The sequence below is a fragment of the Dehalococcoidia bacterium genome, assembly GCA_021295915.1.
Classification (GTDB): Bacteria; Chloroflexota; Dehalococcoidia; order Lucifugimonadales; family UBA1123; genus VXRN01.
On record JAGWBK010000079.1, the window covers coordinates 1 to 3,595 of the forward strand.

3 protein-coding genes are annotated in these 3,595 nt (G+C 55.0%); all 3 read right to left on the minus strand.

Annotated features, from left to right (window positions below; all coding sequences use genetic code 11):
* Nucleotides 1–493: 493 nt before the first annotated feature.
* Nucleotides 494–1,486 (minus strand): hypothetical protein, encoded by a 993-nt coding sequence (locus J4G14_14935; GenBank protein ID MCE2459084.1) that lies wholly within the window; start codon nt 1,484–1,486, stop codon nt 494–496.
* A gap of 320 nt (nt 1,487–1,806) precedes the next feature.
* Nucleotides 1,807–1,983 (minus strand): hypothetical protein, encoded by a 177-nt coding sequence (locus J4G14_14940; GenBank protein MCE2459085.1) that lies wholly within the window; start codon nt 1,981–1,983, stop codon nt 1,807–1,809.
* A 26-nt stretch (nt 1,984–2,009) separates the two neighbouring features.
* Nucleotides 2,010–3,323 carry a hypothetical protein gene (locus J4G14_14945; GenBank protein ID MCE2459086.1) on the minus strand — a complete coding sequence of 438 codons (1,314 nt, stop codon included), beginning with the start codon at nt 3,321–3,323 and terminating at the stop codon, nt 2,010–2,012.
* Nucleotides 3,324–3,595 lie beyond the last annotated feature (272 nt).

Sequence of the window (3,595 nt, forward strand, 5' to 3'; positions counted from 1 at the left end):
GAGGGTCACTCCCCCGGACATTTTCGCTGGTCAGTTAGCCATGACACTTATGCTGGTCTGTGTCCTCCCTGGTACACTTTTCAACCGCCCCAGTGGTACATTTTTCGCCCGCCCTTGACACGCAGGGGACTTTAGAAAGTCTCTCGTATGAACTCGGATTTGTGTGATTTTGGGATTTACATGATTTGGTTGTGCCTCTGCTCGAACCCTCTTTAGGGCGGGGTGGGGTTGTCGGTGGATGGGCTTCCGCCGCAGCGGATTTTCATGAGGGTGAACGGACGGGGATGAGGCACCGAGATTGTGTCAGTTTGGCAGGCAGTGTTTTCACCCTCACCCCAGCCCTCTCCCCCGTATCAAGTACGGGGCAGGCTCTGAGGGAGAGGGGGTCTGTTGGTTGGTGTTCATGTCTGTTTGTACGCTTATGCCTACCTGTGTGTGCCCCCGTGTCAAGCATGGGGCTAGCCCTCAGAGACTATTGATAAACGAAGTGGCGTTAGCTGCCCACCGCCATCGCGCCACCCGCATCCGCCAGGTACCGCACCGCACGGGGACTGAGAACGCCGTCTACGGACACATACTCGCCCGGCTCCATGTCTTCCAGTCGGAACGAGATGTAGCGTCCCCACGACCTGTCCTGGTACGGCTGCTCTCTGGGATAGTCGACCTCGCCCCCGCAGGGCCAGCCATACGCGTAGTGCATCGTTCCCAGCGCAGGCTGCATGATCTCCGAGCTGACGGAGCCGCCGCGTTCCCGACCCGGCTCTACCTCTCCGTGACCGTGAGCGCAGATCGACCAGCCAGTCTCCTCGAGAGTCTCATGATCGCTCAGGCATCTCGCGAGAAGGGCAGGATCGACGTTCCCGTCTCCCTCGGCCATGAGGGTCGTAATCCTCTCGTACCGGACAGCCGTCGAGTCGCAGGCATCCGGTGTGTTTCCGATAGCCGACATCGTCGGAGAGGTCCAGTGATTGGACCGTCCGACCCATCCAGTGTCGGTCCGAGTCTCGACGTTCATCGACTGCGTGCTGACCTCGACGAGCGCCACCTCGCCCTTCGAGTCTCCGAATAGGTAGTTGCCATGAATCGCCCTCGGATAGCTCTCGAGGATCCCGATCGCATCATCCACGGACCGGGACTGGCTGAGCAGCAGCCTGCCAAACTGGTAGAAGGGGAGGCCGAAGGCGCTCTCGCTGTCCGGCTCGTGCTCAGGGTCAGGTCTCACCGCCGACCATGTGTACGCAAAGCCCTGGGCGTTGACACCCCGGGTGTGCATCCTGTCGAAGCTGACGGGACTGCCGTTGCTCGGCGAGACTATCTGAGTCGCGATGAACCGCTCCCCATCTGACGGCTCCACGACGACAAGCCGAGTCCTCGTCGTAAACGGGTCATCGCTGTTGCTCGCGATCACCACGCGCCCGTCAACGGTAGCAGCCCCCGTCGCCCCAGCAATCGTGCAGTTGTCGTCCAGCCAGAGCCGTCCAGCCATGATTTAACCCCCTCCGTCACTCCCACTCTGTTCCACATCTGCCCGCCGCCACTTAGTGCTGCGAACGGCAAGAGTTAATGGTGTGAACAGTCATGCATGAATGGGGTCACGCTATCAACAGCGATGGCACGGGTCAATGAGGCGATCACTGGACGACCTAACCCGTATTGGCAGCCACCACAGTCACGTCATACCGGCGAAGGCCGGTATCCAGATAAGGGTCGGCTCTCGCAGAGGCTTGTTACCGATCCAGGAACGGGTTTATCACCCGGAGCCCACCGTAGTCCTGCCGAGAGCTCATATCTTAAGAGTACTCGACGTTACCGAAGGGCATCTCGGTTCTTGAATCGCTCCTCGTACAGTTCCTCACGAGACAGATTCTCAGACATACGAAGCCCGCCGTTCATGGTAATCGCCTCAACCGCTTGATGCAGTAGACTGCGCCGCCGGCGGGTCTTTGCCTGGAGCCCTACGTCGTTGGTCTTGGACGCGTCCATGATCACACCTTTTCAGGCTATGTGTTTCAACATTCTTCTAGAAATGATTCACCTTGCGTGGCGAACACATCAGAACCTGCTACTCTCACATTCTGGTTTTGGACAGAAGTTACTTTTCCTTCCAGTTGGTGAAGGCCGCCATATGTCGTTGTTAACTCGATCTTGACTGCTTGGTTCACATCCAACCCGTGGTTGGCATCCCAGAATTCCAAATTGAAGGTCGCCGGTTCATTTGGGTCGTACCCATCGGTCCACCGAGTGTCATTCTCTGACTTGAGTGCGTCATACTCATCTCCAACAAGCCTGAGCTGACGCACTTCACCTTCGACAACGATAGTAGCGAGCGATGACATCAAATTCCCCAAGTACGCGCGAGCATCAGTCTGGGTCTGGGTCCGAACGGGAGGAGCGTTTGTCGGTGATGCTGCGAACCAGATACCGTCAGGGCCACGATCAATGAATCCCAGAATTGTATCCATTGGCGTATGCACTTCCCCAGACTTATTCTGTACGATCCATTTGACACTTGGCACGATGTCGCGCGGCAGCCTTGACAATACGCTGCACATCTCGGCGTGATAGCGAAGTGCCGGATCATCGGACTGTAGCAATTGTTGATAAACGTCTGAAATATCTTTGTTGAGCGACCCGTCACCTAGGTCAAATCCTGACTGTACAGCATCGTTGAGGATTGACCGCCAAGACTTACCCTGAGCGTGAGAATGCAGTAGGGATTTTATGGCCCTCTCTCTGGGAGAGCCCGGCTGATACCCTAGTTTTACTAATATAGGTTGCTTTATGAGGGCATCCACACGGTGTGTGATGGTCTTCGGAACATACTTGTCGGACCTGATAAGCAACTGCCGCAACGCAAGCAGAATCTCACGATGGATGCGGAGGTTGACGCGTCGTATCAGTACGTCTTCCAGGCTTTGCCCCAATTCCCAGTAACGCATTTTTTGGAATGCGTCGTCTGTACCTGTCTCCTGGAAGTATTGACTCAGTGATCGTAGGTGTTTGAGTTCAACAGCGTTAGTGTTGTACCGATAGAAACGAACAGCCTCTTCAAATGCACGCGATAGAAAGTCCTCAGCGTCAGGGTCGCACTTGCTCAATGCTTCCCGATGACGGTTCAGTGTGTGAGTCTCTTCAAAGTTCCCACCAGCGGCTTTTGTGAGGAATTTAAGAGTTATCTCAATTGCTAAGTGGGCGATCGGAGCACGATTCATAACCTGGATGACTGTGACTTCAGGTATAAGGTCTGCCTTAGCCGGCGATGCATCCAACATGCCAATTGTGTCTCGCAGGGAAAACTGAACTATATGCTTCTGCATGGTCAAGATTGATTTCCTTCGTTAACTCTGATGTGGAGGGCTTCAGTAAGTGGATTAAGGGAGTTCTATTCTTCAAATGCCAATCGTGTCCAGCTGACGCACTCAATCGAAGCCTGGGCTAATGGCGAAGTTGCCAAATCTGACTGTGGTAACGAGTAGTAGCAGTAATTCCTAATACTCGAAGGGGCGGCGCATGATGTTATACCGTTTCAGCGTGAGCGAGCCGTAGTGGAAGTGGCGGTGGTCTAATACTTGGTCTATGCTCTTTCCAGCTTTTT

What these genes read in the sequence shown, in the direction of transcription:
- J4G14_14935 (MCE2459084.1), bottom strand. Translation starts at nt 1,486, where the DNA reads ATGGCTGGACGGCTCTGGCTGGACGACAACTGCACGATTGCTGGGGCG.
- J4G14_14940 (MCE2459085.1), bottom strand. Translation starts at nt 1,983, where the DNA reads ATGGACGCGTCCAAGACCAACGACGTAGGGCTCCAGGCAAAGACCCGC.